At 62.7% G+C, this 16,159-nt stretch carries 20 protein-coding genes; 4 read left to right on the top strand and 16 right to left on the bottom strand.

Annotated features, from left to right (window positions below):
* Positions 1 to 10 precede the first annotated feature (10 nt).
* The 3 genes from HX817_RS22355 to HX817_RS22345 are packed head-to-tail and all read right to left on the bottom strand — an operon-like array spanning position 11 to position 2,546.
* The gene (locus HX817_RS22355; RefSeq protein WP_177041218.1) at positions 11 to 913 is read right to left on the bottom strand and encodes a transporter substrate-binding domain-containing protein; all 903 of its coding nucleotides are present in this window, start codon (positions 911 to 913) and stop codon (positions 11 to 13) included.
* A gap of 27 nt (positions 914 to 940) precedes the next feature.
* The gene (locus HX817_RS22350; RefSeq protein WP_087693233.1) at positions 941 to 1,294 is read right to left on the bottom strand and encodes a RidA family protein; all 354 of its coding nucleotides are present in this window, start codon (positions 1,292 to 1,294) and stop codon (positions 941 to 943) included.
* A gap of 10 nt (positions 1,295 to 1,304) precedes the next feature.
* Positions 1,305 to 2,546 carry a D-amino acid dehydrogenase gene (locus HX817_RS22345; protein WP_177022321.1) on the bottom strand — a complete coding sequence of 414 codons (1,242 nt, stop codon included), beginning with the start codon at positions 2,544 to 2,546 and terminating at the stop codon, positions 1,305 to 1,307.
* Positions 2,547 to 2,654: 108 nt separating this feature from the next.
* Here HX817_RS22345 and HX817_RS22340 point away from each other — a divergent pair, with 108 nt between their 5' ends.
* Positions 2,655 to 3,557, top strand: a complete 903-nt coding sequence (locus HX817_RS22340) for a LysR family transcriptional regulator (RefSeq protein ID WP_003216829.1) — start codon at positions 2,655 to 2,657, stop codon at positions 3,555 to 3,557.
* Here HX817_RS22340 and HX817_RS22335 read toward each other — a convergent pair.
* Positions 3,552 to 4,169: a hemolysin III family protein gene (locus HX817_RS22335; protein WP_003216828.1), complete on the bottom strand. Its 618-nt coding sequence runs from the start codon at positions 4,167 to 4,169 to the stop codon at positions 3,552 to 3,554. The two genes, HX817_RS22340 and HX817_RS22335, sit on opposite strands and share 6 nt — an antisense overlap.
* Before the next feature lie 235 nt (positions 4,170 to 4,404).
* Here HX817_RS22335 and HX817_RS22330 point away from each other — a divergent pair, with 235 nt between their 5' ends.
* From HX817_RS22330 to HX817_RS22320, 3 genes are read left to right on the top strand one after another with little or no spacing between them, the layout of a single operon-like run.
* Positions 4,405 to 4,971 carry a chromate transporter gene (locus tag HX817_RS22330; RefSeq protein ID WP_003216826.1) on the top strand — a complete coding sequence of 189 codons (567 nt, stop codon included), beginning with the start codon at positions 4,405 to 4,407 and terminating at the stop codon, positions 4,969 to 4,971.
* Entirely contained in the window at positions 4,971 to 5,513 is a 543-nt protein-coding gene (locus HX817_RS22325) for a chromate transporter (protein WP_177041216.1), read from the top strand. The genes HX817_RS22330 and HX817_RS22325 overlap by 1 nt, the downstream gene beginning before the upstream one ends.
* 37 nt (positions 5,514 to 5,550) lie before the next feature.
* Positions 5,551 to 6,465, top strand: coding sequence for a LysR substrate-binding domain-containing protein (locus HX817_RS22320; protein WP_177041215.1), 915 nt, complete (start codon positions 5,551 to 5,553; stop codon positions 6,463 to 6,465).
* A gap of 156 nt (positions 6,466 to 6,621) precedes the next feature.
* Here the strand turns inward: HX817_RS22320 and madM are convergent, their stop codons facing one another.
* The 12 genes from madM to HX817_RS22260 all read right to left on the bottom strand — a co-directional run bounded on the left by madM (position 6,622) and on the right by HX817_RS22260 (position 15,703).
* Positions 6,622 to 7,386, bottom strand: coding sequence for a malonate transporter subunit MadM (gene madM, locus HX817_RS22315; protein WP_003216820.1), 765 nt, complete (start codon positions 7,384 to 7,386; stop codon positions 6,622 to 6,624).
* A 1-nt stretch (position 7,387) separates the two neighbouring features.
* A complete protein-coding gene (gene madL, locus HX817_RS22310) occupies positions 7,388 to 7,801 on the bottom strand; it encodes a malonate transporter subunit MadL (RefSeq protein ID WP_003216818.1) in 414 nt (137 codons plus the stop codon).
* Between the two features lie 246 nt (positions 7,802 to 8,047).
* Positions 8,048 to 8,953, bottom strand: coding sequence for a malonate decarboxylase subunit epsilon (gene mdcH / locus HX817_RS22305; RefSeq protein WP_177041213.1), 906 nt, complete (start codon positions 8,951 to 8,953; stop codon positions 8,048 to 8,050).
* Positions 8,950 to 9,546 carry a malonate decarboxylase holo-ACP synthase gene (locus HX817_RS22300; protein WP_008434124.1) on the bottom strand — a complete coding sequence of 199 codons (597 nt, stop codon included), beginning with the start codon at positions 9,544 to 9,546 and terminating at the stop codon, positions 8,950 to 8,952. The genes mdcH and HX817_RS22300 overlap by 4 nt, the downstream gene beginning before the upstream one ends.
* A complete protein-coding gene (mdcE, locus tag HX817_RS22295) occupies positions 9,540 to 10,316 on the bottom strand; it encodes a biotin-independent malonate decarboxylase subunit gamma (protein WP_177041210.1) in 777 nt (258 codons plus the stop codon). The genes HX817_RS22300 and mdcE overlap by 7 nt, the downstream gene beginning before the upstream one ends.
* Positions 10,313 to 11,155 (bottom strand): biotin-independent malonate decarboxylase subunit beta, encoded by an 843-nt coding sequence (locus HX817_RS22290; RefSeq protein ID WP_177041208.1) that lies wholly within the window; start codon positions 11,153 to 11,155, stop codon positions 10,313 to 10,315. The genes mdcE and HX817_RS22290 overlap by 4 nt, the downstream gene beginning before the upstream one ends.
* Positions 11,148 to 11,447: a malonate decarboxylase subunit delta gene (locus HX817_RS22285; RefSeq protein WP_003216806.1), complete on the bottom strand. Its 300-nt coding sequence runs from the start codon at positions 11,445 to 11,447 to the stop codon at positions 11,148 to 11,150. Before HX817_RS22285 ends, HX817_RS22290 begins: the two co-directional genes overlap by 8 nt.
* On the bottom strand, positions 11,447 to 12,295 hold the full coding sequence (locus tag HX817_RS22280; RefSeq protein ID WP_008434131.1) for a triphosphoribosyl-dephospho-CoA synthase: 849 nt from the start codon (positions 12,293 to 12,295) through the stop codon (positions 11,447 to 11,449). Before HX817_RS22280 ends, HX817_RS22285 begins: the two co-directional genes overlap by 1 nt.
* A complete protein-coding gene (gene mdcA, locus HX817_RS22275; RefSeq protein WP_023659312.1) occupies positions 12,296 to 13,966 on the bottom strand; it encodes a malonate decarboxylase subunit alpha in 1,671 nt (556 codons plus the stop codon). It abuts the gene before it with no gap.
* A 327-nt stretch (positions 13,967 to 14,293) separates the two neighbouring features.
* Complete coding sequence (locus HX817_RS22270; RefSeq protein ID WP_177020241.1) at positions 14,294 to 14,722, bottom strand: hypothetical protein; 429 nt, start codon at positions 14,720 to 14,722, stop codon at positions 14,294 to 14,296.
* Positions 14,685 to 15,314: a nucleotidyltransferase domain-containing protein gene (locus HX817_RS22265; protein ID WP_177041207.1), complete on the bottom strand. Its 630-nt coding sequence runs from the start codon at positions 15,312 to 15,314 to the stop codon at positions 14,685 to 14,687. Before HX817_RS22265 ends, HX817_RS22270 begins: the two co-directional genes overlap by 38 nt.
* A gap of 62 nt (positions 15,315 to 15,376) precedes the next feature.
* Positions 15,377 to 15,703, bottom strand: coding sequence for a DUF6124 family protein (locus tag HX817_RS22260; RefSeq protein WP_177041205.1), 327 nt, complete (start codon positions 15,701 to 15,703; stop codon positions 15,377 to 15,379).
* Positions 15,704 to 16,159: the final 456 nt, after the last annotated feature.

Genomic DNA, 16,159 nt, shown 5'->3' with positions numbered 1-16,159 from the left:
TTGCACTCCGCTACTCCACTGGGTCACTCACAGGCGTCGCAATAATCGCCTTCAACTCACTGGTCATCGGGAATTCCAGGTTCAGGCCCTTAGGCGGAATCGGCTGCTCAAACCAGCTCTGGTAAATGCCGTTGATCTCCCCCGAGCTGTACAGCCCGGCCAGGGTCTCATTGACCACCGCGAGAAACTGCGGGTCGTCCTTGCGCACCATGCAGCTGTAGATTTCCCGCGACTGTTCTTCCCCGACCACCACCCACTTGTGCGGGTCCCTGGCCTTGGCGCGCTCGCCGTAGAGCAACGCGTCATCCATGTAGAACGCCGCCGCCCGGCCGGATTGCAGCATCTGGAAGGCTTCGCCGTGGTCCTTGGCGCTGATCACCGACATGTTCAGTTTGTGATCAACGTTGTAGCTCTTGAGGAACCGCTCGTTGGTGGTACCGGCGGTGGTTACCACGTTCTTGCCTTGCAGGTCGGCGAAGCTTTTGATGCCGCTGTCGTTGGCGGTCAGCAACTGGCCCTTCACGTAGATAAACCCGTAGGAAAACGCCACCTGCTTCTGCCGCTCGGCGGTCACGCCGGTGGAACCGCATTCCAGGTCCACGGTGCCGTTTTGCACCAGGGCTATGCGGGTCTGGGAAGTCACCAGGTTGTACTTCACGTTGAGCTTCGGCACACCGGTTTTCTGCTGGATACGCTCGACGATCTTGTTCGCCAGCTCCACCGAATAGCCCATGGGCTTGCCGCTGTGATCCCCCACATAGGAAAACGGCACCGAGGCATCGCGATAGCCGAGGGTGATGCTCCTGGCGTTGGCGATCTTGCTCAGCGTACCGTCCAAGGGGGCCTCGGTGGCATGGGCCTGAGCCCCCAACAACAGCCCCAGGGTGCAGCCGATCAACGTGATTTTTTGCATTGTTATTCTCCGTTGGTGGTTAAAGGTTCAGGTACGGCGCACTGCAATGACACTGATCTCGACCAGCACGTCCGGTCGCGCCAACTGCGCCTGCAACGTGGTGCGCGTCGGTGCCTGCCCCGGCGATAGCCAGGCGGACCAGACTTCATTCATCGGCGCAAAACCCTCCTGGATATTGTTCAGGTAGATGGTCGCATTCAGCAGATGATCCTTGTCGCTGCCGGCCTCGGCCAGCAGCGCATCTATCCTGGCCAACACCTGTTCGGTCTGGGTCTTCACATCACGGCCTTCGCCCGGCACCTGGCCGGACAAAAACACCAGGTCCTGAAACACCACGGCGCCAGACAAGCGGCTGTTGCTGTTGATTCGGGTGATGGTCATCGAAATATCCTCAAGCGGCTCGGGGCGCGAAGCCCTGCATATCAATGGAAGTGGTGTGCCGGCCAATCAACTCGGCCAGTACCTGGCCGCTGCCGCAAGCCAGGGTAAACCCGAGGGCGCCGTGGCCGAGGTTAAGCCACAGGTTGCTGTAGGCGCTGGCACCGATCAACGGCACGCCGGTCGGCGTGGCCGGGCGCATACCGGCCCATTCGACCGCGTGCTGGTAGTCACCGGCCAGCGGGAACGTCTCAAGTGCCTGGCGTTTAATCAGCGCCAGGCGCTTGGGTTCCAGGCGGGTGTCGAAGCCGACAATATCCACCATCGCCGCCACCCGCAGTTGCTCACCGATGCGCGCGTAGACGATCTTGCGGTCGTAATCGGTGATGCTGATGTTCGGCGCCTGATGCTGCGCGCCAATCGGCACGCTCAGGCTGTAACCCTTGAGGGGATACAGCGGCAGCGACATACCCGGCAAGGCCAGCTCGGGGCTGCGGTGCCCGGCGGCCAACACCAGGTGCTGCACCGGCAAGACTTCACTGCCCATTTCGATAGCCTGCACGGCGCCTGCGCTGTGACGAATCGCCGTCACCTTGCGCCCCAACAGGAACGTGCAACGCCCCGACGCTTCAAGGCGCGCCGCCAGTTGCTGGCAGAACCCATGGCAGTCGCCGACCTCTTCATTGGGCGTATAGATGCCGCCGGCAAAACTGGCGCTGTCCAGGGTCGGTTCCAGCCGTGCGCAGTCCGCCGCCGAGAGCACTTGCTGTTGCAGCGGGTCGGTCACTTTATTCAAGGCGCGCTCATAGCTGTCGAGGCTGCGAAAGGTCACCAGCTTGCCGTTGCGCCGCCAGTGGAAACCGCCCAGTTGGTCTTCTTCACGCCAGCGTTGCAGGGTGCCCTGGCTCAAGGACGCCAGGCGCAGCAGGTGGGCCGCATTGCGCTGGTTCACCGAGCCACGGCAGGCGCCCAGGAACGAGGCCATCCAGCGCCACTGCGCCGGGTCCATGCGCGGGCGCAGCTTCAGCGGCGAGTCACCGCGCAGCATCCAGCCGATGGCTTGCAACGGTACGCCCTTGTCGGCCAACGGCGCGACATAGCGGTAGGACAGTTGCCCGCCGTTGGCGAAGCTGGTCTCGCTGCCCAGGGTTTCCCGGGCTTCGACCACCGTCACCTGCATGCCGGCACGCACCAGCGCGTAGGCACTCGCCAGGCCGATAACCCCGCCACCGATGATGCAAACCTGCTGAGCCATGTGCGTCCCTTAACCGTGCGATGTCAGGCTTGAAGGTTAGAGGCAGGTGACAGCGGCGGGACAATGAATAAAGATGGGTCACCCATAAACAAAGGTTATGGACTGCCCATGCGCTTGCGTCATATCGAAATCTTCCAGGCCATCCGCCAGACCGGTTCCATCAGCGCCGCCGCCCAGTTGCTGCATGTCTCGCAACCGGCGGTGAGCAAGGTGCTGCAGCACGCCGAGTTGCAGTTGGGGTTCCCGCTGTTCCTGCGTATACGCGGCAAGCTGCAGCCAACCCCGGAAGCGCTGGCGCTGGAGCGCGAAGTCGACAAGGTGACCGAAAGCCTGCAAGGCGTGCGGCGCCTGGCGCAGAACCTGCGCCGCGAGCCGGGCCAGAGCCTGCGTATCGGCGCCACACCCGCGCTGGCCTTGTCGTTGCTGCCGCCGGCCATCCGCGAATGGACCCAACGCTACCCGGACATCGCCTGCGAGCTGTCCAGCGCCCACAGCCGCGAGCTGGTGCAAAACCTGTTGATGCGTGAGGTCGACGTGGCGCTGACCCTGCAACCGCCCGATCACCCGGGTCTGACCGCCCAGGCCCTGGCCCACGGCGTGCTGGTGGCGTTGGCGCCGCAGGGTTACTGGAAGGAAAACGAGCTGGGCAAACCGTTGCCGCTGATGGCCCTGGCGGGCGCGCCGTTGATTGGCCTGTCCAGCGCCGACCCGTTGTCGGCGAAGCTGGACAGCTACCTGGAAGCGGTCGACCCGCCGCCACGGGTCAGCATCGCGGTGCAGACCTATTCCCTGGCCAGGGCGATGGTCGAATCCGGCGCCGGGCTGGCGGTGATTGATCCGTTCACCGCCCTCGGCGCATCACCGGCCACTACTTGCATTCGCCCCCTTGCGCCGCCGCTGCCAATCACCTTGTACGCCCTGACCCGCGCCGACGAACCGCCGCCGCATATGCTGGCGAGCCTGCTGGAGATCTTCGGCAGCCGGGCCCAGGAGCAATTGGACCGGCTATAACACGTACCCCATGATCGCCACGAAATGCAGCAGGCTGCCGCCAATCACGAACAAATGCCAGATCCCGTGGGAGTGCCGCAGGCGGTCCTCCAGGGCAAAGAAAATAATGCCCACGGTGTACAGCACCCCGCCCGACGCCAGCCAGGCAAAACCCGTGGGGCCCAGCGCAGCAATCAGCGGCTTGACCGCCACCAGCACGATCCAGCCCATCACGGCGTAGATCACGATCGACAGGATCCGCGCCTCGGAGCGTGGCTTGATCTCCTGCAGGATGCCGATCACCGCCAGCCCCCACACAATCCCGAACAGCGTCCAGCCCCACGGCCCGCGCAGCGTCACCAGGCAAAACGGCGTGTAACTGCCTGCGATCAGCAGGTAGATCGAAAAGTGATCGACCTTCTGCATGATCGCTTTCTTGCGCCCGCGCACGCTGTGGTACACGGTCGACGCGCTGTACAGCACCAGCAACGTGAAACCGTAAATGGCCACGCTGACAATCTTCCAGGGGTTGCCGTCCATACTGGCCACCACCAACATCCATACCGCACCCACAAAAGCCGCAACCGCCCCGAGCAAGTGGCTCCAGGCGTTGAATCGTTCCCCGTGATACATGTGTCACTCACCTCGAATAACGGTTATCACCTCGACCATTCTGACGTCACCCACCGAATATCAGGTAACAACCTTTCTTCATTTGCCCAAATACACACACCGATGGATGATTCGCTTCATCCTGTGGGAGCTGGCTTGCCGGCGATAGCGGTGTATCAGCAGCAGATGCATGTCTGACCCAACGCTATCGCAGGCAAGCCAGCTCCTACATAAAAGCCCCTCATCGGTAACGCCCATGCCCGACCTCGAACCTGCCCAGCCCCACCCGAGTCTGTGGCAGTTGTTTTACAACTTCGCCATGGTCGGCCTGTTTGGCTTCGGCGGCGTGATGCCCTGGGCGCGGCAGATGATGGTCGACCGCAGGCAGTGGGTCAGCGAACAAGGCTTCAACGAGTTGCTGACCACCGGCCAATTCTTCCCCGGGCCGAATATCGCCAACGTCGGCATCATCTACGGTCGGCGCCTGCACGGTTTGCCGGGTGCGGTTGTGACCGTGGTCGGCTTGTATCTGTTCCCCTCGCTGATCACCGTGCTGGCCGGCTTCGCCTATGCCAAATGGTGGAGCCATGACGTGGTGCAGCAGATCTTCGGCGCGGTGATGCCGATCGCCACCGGGCTGATGCTCGGCACCACCTTGCGCCTGCTCAAGGCCATGCCGCGGACCCTGGCCAACTACAGCGCGTTCGTCCTGACCTTCGTATTGATGGCGGTGCTGGTGCTGCCGTTGTGGATGGTCCTGCTGATCTGCATTCCCAGCTCGTTGGCCTTGAGCTTCATGGGCAAGCAGAAGGTGGCCGGCTGATGCAGAGCGTGCTGTTTCACCTGATGATCCAATGCGCGCTGTGGTCGCTGATGGCGATTGGCGGCAACACCGTGGCCCTGAGCGATATCCACCGCTACACCGTCACCGACATGAACTGGATCACCGACGCCCAGTTCGTCGCCTTCTTCGCCCTGTCCCAGGCCTTGCCCGGGCCCAATGGCATGTTCCTGGTGTTTATCGGCCAGCAAGCCGCCGGGTTGCCCGGCGCCCTGGTGGCCCTGACCGCCAAGCTGGTGCCCTGCTCGGTGCTCACCTACCTCGGCGCCGGCTGGCTGGAAAAACACACCAAGACCCCGTGGGTGCAGCGGGTCAAAGGCAGCCTGCTGCCGATCTCCATCGGGCTGATCCTGGCCGCCAGCTACATCCTGATGAACAGCCTGGAAAACAACGCCACCAGCCTGGTACTGACCCTGGCCAGCGCTGCCGTGGTGTATTACACAAGACTCAACGCGATCTGGCTGATCATCCTCGGCGTGCTGCTGGGCCTGTGCAGTGCATGGCTGGGAGTGAACTGGTTTTAGGGGCACAATCGACGGCATTCGAACAAGAGTCACGCCCATGCTGATCGACGAAGAGTTCACCCTCAAGAAGCTGGAAATCTTCCTGGCGTTCATGCGCACCGGCAACCTGGCGCGGGCGGCGGCTGAATTGCAGACCAGCAACGTCAGCGTGCACCGGGCGATCCACTCCCTGGAAAACGCCCTGCGCTGCCCGCTGTTCAAGCACGAAGGCCGCAACCTCACGCCGCTGGAAAGCGCCTATGTGCTGGAAGAGCGTGCGCAGAAGCTGGTGCAGGATGTGGTCGACAGCGTGCGGGTCACCCGCGAGGCCGCCGGCTTTTCCGCCGAGCGCTTCAAGCTGGGCTCGCTGTATTCGCTGACGGTGAAGACCGTGCCGCAGTTGATCATGGGGCTGAAGATTCGCCGTAGCGAGCTGAATATCGACCTGATCCTCGGGTCGAATTTCGACCTGCTGTACAAGCTGAAGAACATGGAAGTCGACGCGATCCTGATCTCCCTCGACGAACACGCCAACGATCCGGACTGCGAGCAGATCGCGCTGTTTTCCGACGACATCTTCCTCGCCACCCCAGCCGATTCACCCTTCGACCGCGAACAGGAAATCGACCTGGCGGACGTGCGCGACGCCACCTTCATCACCCTCACCCAAGGCTTCGCCACCCATCAGGATGGCAACCGCGTATTCAAGCAGGCAGGGGTCGAGCCGAAGGTGGCGATGCAGGTCAACGACATCTTCACCCTGCTGAGCATGGTCAGCTCGGGGGTGGGTTATGCGCTGCTGCCGGGGCGGATTGCGGCGGTGTATGAGAACCGGGTGAAGCTGATTCCCCTGCAACCGCGCTACCGTTTGCAGCAGCACATTGGCGTGGTGTTTCTGAAAGCCAAGGAGCGCGACCCGAACCTGCTCGCGCTGTTGGCGGAGTGCCGGATGTATGCGAACCGCCAAACCTGACAATGATCCCCTGTGGCGAGGGAGCTTGCTCCCGCTCGGCTGCGCAGCAGTCGTAAAATCAGCGCCCGCGTTGTTTCAGGAAGAATGCATTGGGACCGCTTCGCGCTCCAGCGGGAGCAAGCTCCCTCGCCACAAAAGCGGTCGACACATCTCGGGTCAGCCGACGATCCCGCGCACGATGAAGTACAGCACCGACGGCCCCAGCAAACACCCAAGTCCGGTGTGAAAGGTGGCGGTCAGTGCGCCATACGGCACCAACCGCCGGTCCGTCGCCGCCAGGCCTGCCGTCACGCCGCTCACCGTACCGGCCAGGCCGCCAAACACCATCGCCGAGCGCGGGTTATCCAGGCCCATCCAGCGTGCCGCCATGGGCGTGCCCACCATCACCAGGATCGCCTTGATCAACCCAGTCGCGATGGACAGCGCCACCACATCCGAGCTTGCACCCAACGCCGCCCCGGTCACCGGCCCGACGATGTAAGTCACCGCGCCCGCGCCGATGGTGGTCATGCTGATCGCATCGCGATAACCAAACGCCCAGGCGATACTCGCGCCCACAATAAACGGCAACACCGTGCCCAACAGCAAGGCAATTGCACCAATCAAGCCGGCCTTGCGCGCCTCGGTGGCCTGTACTTCAAACGCCGTGGCCACGATGGCAAAGTCCCGCAGCATGGCGCCGCCCATCAAGCCGATCCCGGAAAACAGCGCCACATCCGCCAGGCCTTTCTGCCCGCCGGTCAAGGTACCGCCCACCCAGGCCAGCACCAGCCCGATCACAATCGCGATGGCTGAGCCGTGGATGCGTCCGAAGGTCAGGCGCTTGGACAGCACCACCGAAATCCACATCACCACGCCAACAAATGCAAAGGCGGTGACCAAGCCGTTATTTGCCAGGCCTTTCTCGATGAGTTCCCACATATCAGCGACCTCCCGCGACAGGTGCAGCCGCAATCAGCGGCTCTTCATCGGGCAGCGGTTCGCCCTTGTGCGTGCGGCTGATCAAGGCGATCGTGCAACCGCACACCACCACCGAACCAATCGCCGCCAGCACCGCCACCGGGCCGCCGTGCAGCGCGGTCACCACGTTCTGTTGCGCCGCCATCGCCACCACCACCGGGATGTACATGGCACCCCAGAAGCCGACACCCATCTCACATTCCTTGGTCATGCCGCCGTGTTTGTGCATCCACAACCGTGCGCAGATCAGCAGGATCATCGCGATCCCCACCCCGCCCACGTTGGATTTCACGCCCAGCAACACGCCGAGCATGTCGCCCAGAATCACGCCGGCCAACATGCAGATCGCCAGCAACGCCACACCGTAAATAATCATGATGGTTGTCCTCAAAGTGCTTCATCGAAATTGTTGTTTTTGTGCTTCGAAAGCCTTGGGCGGCAATGCCGATCCGATAAAGATGAATACCGTACCTGTGGCGAGGGAGCTTGCTCCCGTTGGGCTGCGTAGCGGCCCTGAAATCCTCGGAGCGCTGCGCACTCCAACGGGAGCAAGCTCCCTCGCCACAGGTCATTGGTGACCCGCTCTATCTCTTGACCGACCAGCATCAGCCTTGGTGGAGCTCTATCGGTGATGGTTTCCCTCCTCTCGCAGCAAGGCCTGCAAGGTGTCCAGGCGGGCGCCTTCGAAGGCGATGACGGTGCCTTGCTCGAACACCCGGCGCGCAAGGCCTGTAAGCACGGCACCGGGAGGCAGTTCGATATGCAGGCGCACACCGCGCTCGAAGGCGCTTTGCACGGTGCCGCGCCAGTCGACGATGCGGCACATGTTGAAGGCGAGGTCGTCGCGCAGGTGTTCGCTGTTGTGGATCGGCCGGGCGCGGGTGCTGCTCAGGTAGGTGATGCTCGGCGGTTTCAGTGTCACTTGGGCGAATGCTTCGGCCAGGGCCTCGGCGGGTTTTTCCAGCAGTACGCAATGAGACGGCACGCTGACGGCCAGGCGTTTGGCGACGCCGTTGCCGCGCACCAGATTGGCGACCGCCTTCATGGCCTCATCGCTGCCGGCGATGACCGTCTGGTTGTCGGCATTGATATTGGCCAGGTAAACCGGGGCTTGCGGGCTGTGGACCTGAGCAAGCAAGGCTTCGACGGTGGACAGGTCCGGGCCGATAAGGGCGGTCATGCCGTAGCCGTGGGGATACGCTTGTTGCATCAATTCGCCGCGCAGGCTGACGAGTTTCAACGCGTCGGCAAAGTCCAGCGAGCCGGCGATCACGGCGGCCGGATAGGCACCAATGGACAGGCCGGCGACGTAATCGGGGGTGTGTTCCAGCAAACGCGCACTGGCCACACCGGCAATCAACAGGCAGAGCTGCACGGCACGGGTCGAGGCCAGCGCTTCGGCAGAATCCAGGGTAAGCACATCCTCATTGAGGGCAGCACTGGCTTCGTCCAGCACCGCACGCGGCAATTGCTGGAGCATGCCGGGACGCTGGGCGCCCTGCCCCGGGAATGCCAGGAGGCTACTCATGCCACGGCCTGCCAAGGATCGAGCACCAACTGCGCGCCGCTGGCGTTCTTCAGCAGCACGCGACGCGAACCACCGGCCCATTCACGCAACGCGACCGCGCCAAACGGCGTTTGCAGTTGCAGGTCGACGGCGCACACCGCCGTATCCAGTATCGCCAGCAGGTCCTCTGCATCGCTGCGATCAAGGCGCTCGGGCGTGCGCAGAATCAAATCCAGATCGCTCTTGGCATGCAGCGCTTCGACGCCGCTGGCCAACTCGAAACCCGCACTGCCGGTGACGCCCCAACTCTCTCCCGCCAGCACCGGTCGCAACTGAGCGAGGGCCTGCAACGCCGGCAAATCCCTTGGCGAGATCACACCGCGCAGGTCTTCCGGCACCACGCGCCGCTGCACCGCCGCCATCGGCATCACGGCGGCGAAGCGCTGCTCGCGCAAGCGCCCGCGTACCCCCACCGCTACCTGGCCCGGCGACGCGACGGCACGCCGCACCACCACCGGATGCCCAGCGGCCAATGCTTCCAGCACCCAGGCCGGCGCATCAGCGGGCGCATGCGCCGGGGTCATGCCCCAGAGCAAGTCGTGAGCGTTCACCATTGCTCCCGCAGCAGTTGGCGCACCTGGCTGGAGGCCGCGCGATTGGTGGCGCCCAGCCGACCGCTCAGGTCACGGCCGCCCGCTCGCACGTCCTTAATCGCGTGCAGCAGGCAATCGCTGACCCGCGCAATATCTTGGGCAGTGGGTTGCTCAATCTGGCTGACCGACAAGGTCTCCCAGAGCAAGCCAAGGCTCGCATAACTGTCGATGTCATAGGCCATCGGCGGCACGCTGGCGGCCAGGGCTTCCAGCTCTTCGACACTGCGCAGGGTCACCCGCGCCGCCGAGGCTTTGCCCATGGCATGCACCATCACGCCGGGATCGCGCAGGGCAATCAGGCGGTTGGCCTGGTAACCATGGGCGAGGAACGCGCCGGACATCGCCTTGCCCACCAGCAGCGCGATCACCGGGTGACCGGCCAACCGGGCGCGAGCGTAGCTGTCGGCAGCGGCGGCCAGGGCTTGATGGATGCCCAGGGCCTCTTCGCGACGACCGTAGGCCTGGCTCGGCACATCCACGATGGCAATCAGCGGACGCTTGTCGCCGGTATCGATCGCTTCATCAACCGCCTTGGCCAAACCCCAGCCTTCCAGCAAACCGACTTCACCGTTGCGAGCGCGAGGGAAGCGGTTTTGCGGGTCGGTGACCACCGCGATAAAGCGCACTGGCTGATCACCGAGCACACCGTCGGCAACTTTCAGCGAGTTCGGCAAACCGCTCACTGGCGCTGCGTCGCCGCTCAATGCGTTGAACCACTGCAAACCTCTCATGAGCGTTCTCCCTGATACAGATCGCGAACCGTCGCCGGGTCGATTTGCGGTTCGGCGTTCAGTGCGGCCAGGCGTTCCAGATAGTGATCAACCTGACGGCTGCGCTGTTTTTCCGGCAAGCCTTGTTGCAGCAGCTCAGTGATTTGCTGCTGAATCTGCGCCACGTCGTCGGCCACATACCGGTCGGCCAAGCCGCTGTTAAAGCGTTGCTCACCGCCGGTCAGGCTCCAGATGAAGGGCCGGTCGCGGGAGTCGTATTCCTCAAGCCCGGCTTCCTGTTCGATCACCTGCGGGCCGTTCAGGCCAAGGCGCGCCTCGCGGGTCACCAGCAGATAACTGCACAGGCCCGCCGCGATGGACATGCCACCAAAGCAACCGACGCTGCCGGCCACCACGCCGATTACCGGCTGGTACTGGCGCAGGTCGACAATCGCCGCGTGGATATCGGCAATCGCGGCCAGGCCCAGGTTGGCTTCCTGCAAGCGCACGCCGCCGGTTTCCAGCAGCAGGATGGCGCGCGTCGGGATGCCGTTGCGGTTGTCTTCAGCAGCCAACTCCAGTGCTCCGGCCATCTTTGCGCCGCCGACTTCACCGAGACTGCCGCCCTGGAAATTGCCTTCGATGGCCGCGATGACCACCGGCAAGCCGGCGATGCTGCCCTTGGCGATCACCACGCCGTCATCTGCCTGCGGCACCACGCCCTGGCGGCTCAGCCACGGCGACATGACGCGCTGGAACGGGTCGATCAGTTCGCGATAGCTGCCCGCGTCGAGCAAGGCCTTGGCCCGTTGCCGGGCGCCGAGTTCGACGAAGCTGTGTTTGTTCAGCAAGTCAGTCATGACCGATCTCCTCGAAGCCTTGCTCCAGGCGCAAGCGCACCACGCCGGGTGTGGCGCCGAAGTCGTGGATATCGATGTTCAATGCGGGGGGCGTCTGCTCCTGGAAGATCCGTTCAAACAGGTGCTGCCAACGTAGCTGCGCACCATTGACCGAGGTTTGCACCTGAATCGTCAAGGTGCCGGCGGTGCCCGGTTCCAGCAGCACTTCGAGGTCGCCGGAGCCGACGCAACCTACCAGCGCGCGGCCCTTGGCGGGCTGCCCGGCGGGAAATTCAAAGGATAAGGTTTCCATCACAGCGCTCCGTCGAGGCGGTCGATAAACAGGCAGGCGGCCAACAGGTCGGCGGCGCCACCGGGGGAGGCATTCAGCGCCAGCAGTTGCTGGTCCAGCTCATGCAGTTGGCGGCGGCCGGCGAGGCTTGCACTGCCGCCGGCGTCCAGCACCGCTTGAGCGCCTTGTTGCATGGCCTGCAAGCCTTCAGGACCGGCGCGGTAGAGCACGCAGGTGTCGGCCAGGTCGGTCATGATCGCCAGCAAGGCGTCGAGGCGCGCGTTCTGTTCGCCGTGTTGCTGCAGGCGGCTTTTCTTCAGTTGGGGCAGGCCGCGTTGCAGCACCGACGGAAAGCCCAGTTGCGCCTCTTCGCGGGCACCGCGTGCGCCGTAGCGTTGTGCGACCTGGGCGCCGTGGCTCAGCGGTTGCGGTGCGTAACGGTCGTTGAGCAAGGCCAGGCGGGCGGCGCGCAACGTCACCGCGCTGGCAGTGCAGGATTCCGGTTGCAGTGCGGCGGCGGCGACTAACAGGCCGAGCGCCCAGATCGCGCCACGATGGGTATTAACGCCGCTGGTGGTGACGAGCATCGCCTGCTCACCTTCGCGACCGATGCGCCCGAGGGCTTCACGCAGGGGCAAACCGACTTCGCCAAATTCGACAGCGGCCTCGGCCATTTCCTTGAACGCCGGCCACAGCGACAGCGCCGAGGCGTGCATCAAGCCGAGGTGCAAATCGGTATGGGCGCCGTTGCCGCGACGGTCTACCAGGGCGGGTTTCGGCGACAGGTCCGCCTCATCGATCAACGCGTCGACGGCCATGTCGGCCAGGCGTTCGGCCAGCGTCAGGTCGTGCAGTTTGAGTGCGTGCATTTACCAGCTCCTGAACTTGGCGGGCGGGTTGTACAAGCCACCGGACCACTCCACCAGATCGGCCACGCTCTTGGCGGCCAGCAGCTCGCGGGTGGCATCGGTGCGGCGGATGCCGAGGTCTTCGGGCAGCGCAATCAAGCCTTCGCGACGCATGCGTGCGGTGTCCTTGGGGTTGTGGCGCAAGCCGATGGCGGTCACCCCGGCCACGGCGGCGATCATCGCCTGGCGCTCTTCCAGGGAACGGGCCTTGTACAGGTAGGCGATGCCTTCTTCGGTGAGCAGGTGCGTGACGTCGTCGCCGTAGATCATGATCGGCGCCAGGGGCATGCCGCTTTTGCGGGCGACTTCCACCGCGTCGAGGGTTTCGACAAAGGTGGGTTTGCCGCCTTCCTGGAAGGTCTCGACCATCTGCACCACGAGCTTTTTGCCGCGTTCGAGCAAGGCCTCGGGAGCGTCGTCGTGGCGCATGTCGAGCCAGGCGGGTGTGCCATGGCGGCGACCGCGCGGGTCGTGGCCCATGTTCGGTGCGCCGCCAAAACCGGCAAGGCGGCCACGGGTAACGGTGGAGGAATGACCGTCGCCATCGACCTGCAAGGTGGCGCCGATAAACAGGTCCACCGCGTACTGCCCGGCCAGTTGGCAGAACATCCGGTTGGAACGCAGCGAGCCGTCGCGACCCGTGAAGAACACATCCGGCCGGGCGGCGATGTAGTTCTCCATGCCCAGTTCGGTGCCGAAGCAATGAACGCTTTCGACCCAGCCGCTTTCGATGGCCGGGATCAGGGTTGGGTGCGGGTTGAGGGTCCAGTTGCGACAGATCTTGCCCTTCAGGCCCAGGGATTCACCGTAGGTCGGCAGGATCAATTCGATGGCGGCGGTGTTGAAACCGATGCCATGGTTCAGCGACTGAACGTTGTGTTTTTCATAGATGCCGCGGATCGCCATCATCGCCATCAACACATGCACGGGCTTGATGTGGCGTGGGTCGCGGGTGAACAGCGGTTCGATGTAGAAGGGCTTGTCAGCGACCACCACGAAATCGACCCAGCTCGCGGGGATGTCGACGCGCGGCAGGTCGGTGACGTCATCCACCAGTTGGTTGACCTGGACGATGACGATGCCATCGCTGAAGGCGGCCGGCTCGATCAGCGCGGGTGTGTCTTCGGTGCTCGGGCCGGTGTAGATATTGCCGGCGCGGTCGGCCATGAAGCCGGCCGACAGGACCACGTTGGGGATCAGGTCCACCACCAGCCGTGCGTAGAGTTCGATGTAGGTGTGGATCGCGCCGATTTCCAACAGGCCGTCTTCCAGCAACTGGCTGATGCGCAGGGACTGGGTGCCGGCAAAGGAGAAATCCAGCTTGCGGGCGATGCCCTTTTCAAACAGGTCCAGGTGCTCGGAGCGGCCGACGCTGGGCATGATCATGTGCAGGTCGTGGAGCTTGGCTGGGTCGGCCTTGGCCAGGGAGCGCGAGAGGAAATCGGCCTGCTTCTGGTTGTTGCCCTCCAGCACCACGCGGTCGCCGGGGAGGATCAGGGCTTCCAGGGCTTCGACAATGCGCTCGCTGGGGAGCACGGCGCCATCGGCGAAGGATCGCACCAATGCGAGGCGGCGCTGCTTCTCATCGCGCCGCCGCGTCCAGCGCGAGTCGGGGGAAGTTGTTGTTGTCATGGTCGCTCCACGGGATTTGCTGTCGTGGGCTGTACCTTAGGAGGGTATTGGGGGGGCATCAATCAAGCTGCGCGGTGAACCATTACGATTGGAGTAATGGTTGATCAGCAAATGCTGAGGCTCGGGCTCAACACAGTTCAAATGTGGGAGCGGGCTTGCTCGCGAATGCGGTGGGTCAGTTGATAAATCGGGTACTGACACACCGCATTCGCGAGCAAGCCCGCTCCCACATTTGCTCAGCGCTGTTCGGGAGAACGTGCGCAGAAGTCCCCAAATGGGAACGATCAGTCCCTTTTTGGGACTGATCTCGCTTCATCACCCAAGCCGCTATTTCTGGTTAGTCACCCACTGTTCGACCTCCTTCAATAGCGCTTGAGTATGCGCAATCAGTTGCTCCAACAACCCCTCATCCTCATCCATATACCCTTCATATTCCGCCAGGTTGCGGCGCTCGTGGCATAGCGCAAACAGTCTTACCTGAACCTTGTTGGCTGCGGTGGTATGAAGCAGGCATTGGAACACCAGATAGCGCTTGTCCGAGCGATAGCCGTGCAAGCGCAAGGCTGTGAGGGCGATTGCGTGGGCCGCGTTGTAAGCCAAATCAAAACGGCTGGCGAAAGATAATTGCGGGGTTTTGGCGTCCTTCAATCGATCACGGGCAGAGCGCATCAACCCATCACATTCCTTGCGATCCGGCGGCTCTGCCTTCAAGCCACCACTACGTTGCAGGTTCTCCAGGTTGGCCTTGCTGTCCATCCTTGGACTCCACGGGGTTTTCCCCAATCAGGTTGATCTTGTCCTGCTCCGCCACCCGCTGCACAAAACTATGACCGGCATTCCATTTGCCGATCCAGTCTTCGGGGGTATAGAGCGTCGGGTTGATGGTGCGGCCCAGCTGCTCTTCCAGCGGCATGAGCTGCTCCATGACTTCACTGTAGTTGAGGCTTTCGCCGATCAGCATCAGATCTATGTCACTGGATGAGTGCGCCTCGCCCTTGGCGATGGAACCGTAGATAAATGCCCACGTCAGTTGCGTGGCAAATGGAGCCAGTGCGTTGCGCAATGGCTCATCCAGGCTCAGGGTCTTGCGCACGATGGCCAACAGCTCCGAGTAAACGGGGCACTGCGGGTTGGCCTGGTAGTGGGTTTGGTTGCCCTGGCGCGTCACCGTCAGGATGCCTGCCAACTGCAAACGCTCCAGCTCGCGGGTCAGGCTGCCCTTGCCCACCTTTGCCCAGCGGGCGATTTCATTGGTGAAGAAGCTATGGTCGGGCTTGCCAAAGAGCAAACCCAAGACTTTCTGCTGAGTCACGGTGAATAGCGCAGTGCTAAGGGGCAGGGTTTGCATGGCAGCGACCGAAGAGTCCCAAAAAGGGAACGATAGGTCCCTTTTTGGGAACGATCAAGTTTTTAGGCTGCGCAAGAAGGAGCAACCTGCTCCAGTGCCTGATCAACCAGTAACTGCCCCAGCTCACTCATCTGCTGAATGGCCAGCACCACGCCGCGCTGGGAACCTTCCAATTCAAAGGCCAGGTTGGAAGTCAGGGCGTTGAGTGAGGCAAAGGTTTCAGAAGCGTTGGCCAGCAGGGCTTCGGTGGATTGAGAGGGGGTGACGGTAAAGAGTGAAGATGAAGCCGAAGTCGGAAAGTAATGATCCATGGCACGCTCGACGGCGGCCTGGAGTTTGCGGTGTTCGATTTCAGCGTTGTGGGGCGGATTGGGGGTAGGTTTGAACATGATGAAACTCCTAAACAGATGAGTAAGGAGCGCCACCGTTCGCTTGCACGCGAATAAGGGTGGCGACCGTGCGCAGGTGTGCAAGACCGGGCCTGTTTAGGACACCCAGCAGGTCCGAAGACCTCCTGCGCGCAGCCGCCATAAAGCAGCGAGCACAAAAAACGCCCGTTGGATGGCTGGGCGTTTGTACGCCTAAACAGTTTCGTCGGACTTGCACGTCCGTGTCACCGTTTTTTGCGATGACGCACGAAGACTAGGCGCGATCGCAGGGCACAACAAGTTCATGCACAGCGCGAGAGGTTGCAGGAAAAATCCGACCGTAAAGCGCACGCCGATTGCTCCTACAAACTTTTCGGGTTGTTGCTCGGAACCCGTCTCTCTAGCCTTTTCGGTCCGAAGCATGTCACCGATTGGGCGTTATGAATCTGATATCCAAACCTGATACAAGGCCATTGC

Origin of the sequence: Pseudomonas sp. C6002, assembly GCF_013385805.1 — a bacterium.
GTDB lineage: Bacteria > Pseudomonadota > Gammaproteobacteria > Pseudomonadales > Pseudomonadaceae > Aquipseudomonas.
The sequence above is the reverse complement of the archived record's forward strand: the minus strand, read 5'-3'. Positions and strand labels throughout refer to the sequence as shown.

What these genes read in the sequence shown, in the direction of transcription:
- HX817_RS22355 (WP_177041218.1), bottom strand. Translation starts at nt 913, where the DNA reads ATGCAAAAAATCACGTTGATCGGCTGCACCCTGGGGCTGTTGTTGGGG.
- HX817_RS22350 (WP_087693233.1), bottom strand. Translation starts at nt 1,294, where the DNA reads ATGACCATCACCCGAATCAACAGCAACAGCCGCTTGTCTGGCGCCGTG.
- HX817_RS22345 (WP_177022321.1), bottom strand. Translation starts at nt 2,546, where the DNA reads ATGGCTCAGCAGGTTTGCATCATCGGTGGCGGGGTTATCGGCCTGGCG.
- HX817_RS22340 (WP_003216829.1), top strand. Translation starts at nt 2,655, where the DNA reads ATGCGCTTGCGTCATATCGAAATCTTCCAGGCCATCCGCCAGACCGGT.
- HX817_RS22335 (WP_003216828.1), bottom strand. Translation starts at nt 4,169, where the DNA reads ATGTATCACGGGGAACGATTCAACGCCTGGAGCCACTTGCTCGGGGCG.
- HX817_RS22330 (WP_003216826.1), top strand. Translation starts at nt 4,405, where the DNA reads ATGCCCGACCTCGAACCTGCCCAGCCCCACCCGAGTCTGTGGCAGTTG.
- HX817_RS22325 (WP_177041216.1), top strand. Translation starts at nt 4,971, where the DNA reads ATGCAGAGCGTGCTGTTTCACCTGATGATCCAATGCGCGCTGTGGTCG.
- HX817_RS22320 (WP_177041215.1), top strand. Translation starts at nt 5,551, where the DNA reads ATGCTGATCGACGAAGAGTTCACCCTCAAGAAGCTGGAAATCTTCCTG.
- madM (WP_003216820.1), bottom strand. Translation starts at nt 7,386, where the DNA reads ATGTGGGAACTCATCGAGAAAGGCCTGGCAAATAACGGCTTGGTCACC.
- madL (WP_003216818.1), bottom strand. Translation starts at nt 7,801, where the DNA reads ATGATTATTTACGGTGTGGCGTTGCTGGCGATCTGCATGTTGGCCGGC.
- mdcH (WP_177041213.1), bottom strand. Translation starts at nt 8,953, where the DNA reads ATGAGTAGCCTCCTGGCATTCCCGGGGCAGGGCGCCCAGCGTCCCGGC.
- HX817_RS22300 (WP_008434124.1), bottom strand. Translation starts at nt 9,546, where the DNA reads ATGGTGAACGCTCACGACTTGCTCTGGGGCATGACCCCGGCGCATGCG.
- mdcE (WP_177041210.1), bottom strand. Translation starts at nt 10,316, where the DNA reads ATGAGAGGTTTGCAGTGGTTCAACGCATTGAGCGGCGACGCAGCGCCA.
- HX817_RS22290 (WP_177041208.1), bottom strand. Translation starts at nt 11,155, where the DNA reads ATGACTGACTTGCTGAACAAACACAGCTTCGTCGAACTCGGCGCCCGG.
- HX817_RS22285 (WP_003216806.1), bottom strand. Translation starts at nt 11,447, where the DNA reads ATGGAAACCTTATCCTTTGAATTTCCCGCCGGGCAGCCCGCCAAGGGC.
- HX817_RS22280 (WP_008434131.1), bottom strand. Translation starts at nt 12,295, where the DNA reads ATGCACGCACTCAAACTGCACGACCTGACGCTGGCCGAACGCCTGGCC.
- mdcA (WP_023659312.1), bottom strand. Translation starts at nt 13,966, where the DNA reads ATGACAACAACAACTTCCCCCGACTCGCGCTGGACGCGGCGGCGCGAT.
- HX817_RS22270 (WP_177020241.1), bottom strand. Translation starts at nt 14,722, where the DNA reads ATGGACAGCAAGGCCAACCTGGAGAACCTGCAACGTAGTGGTGGCTTG.
- HX817_RS22265 (WP_177041207.1), bottom strand. Translation starts at nt 15,314, where the DNA reads ATGCAAACCCTGCCCCTTAGCACTGCGCTATTCACCGTGACTCAGCAG.
- HX817_RS22260 (WP_177041205.1), bottom strand. Translation starts at nt 15,703, where the DNA reads ATGTTCAAACCTACCCCCAATCCGCCCCACAACGCTGAAATCGAACAC.